This is a genomic window from Shewanella sp. SR44-3, from assembly GCF_014163735.1.
Classification (GTDB): domain Bacteria; phylum Pseudomonadota; class Gammaproteobacteria; order Enterobacterales; family Shewanellaceae; genus Shewanella.
In genome coordinates this window covers 1-402 of the sequence record NZ_JACJDV010000122.1, presented here as the reverse complement: position 1 = coordinate 402, position 402 = coordinate 1, and the positions used below count along the sequence as shown (strand labels likewise).

At 44.0% G+C, this 402-nt stretch carries 1 tRNA gene; it reads left to right on the top strand.

The window, feature by feature from the left end:
* Positions 1 to 195 precede the first annotated feature (195 nt).
* Positions 196 to 272 (top strand) — tRNA-Ile (locus H5073_RS18655).
* Positions 273 to 402 lie beyond the last annotated feature (130 nt).

The window sequence follows — 402 nt, the reverse complement described above, 5'->3', positions numbered from 1 at the left end:
GTAACAAGGTAGCCCTAGGGGAACCTGGGGCTGGATCACCTCCTTACCTATACGACTAACTCATACCTGAAAGCGAGCAATCGCCTTGAGTGTTCACACAGATTACTTGATAGAAAGAAAGAGAATATGCGTCTCTATTTAGACGACGTACTCTTGTTTACTGCGATATGCGATAAATAAGATACAAGTATAAATGGGTCTGTAGCTCAGCTGGTTAGAGCGCACCCCTGATAAGGGTGAGGTCGGTGGTTCAAGTCCACTCTGACCCACCAAAATCTTTCCTTTCCTGCGTTGGAAAGTGACTCGTTTAGTGAACTAAACGTCGCCACTTACCGCCTTGGTAAGAAAATATTTGGTATAACACCTTCTTAGAAGGTACTCGTATATTCTCGACTGTATGTA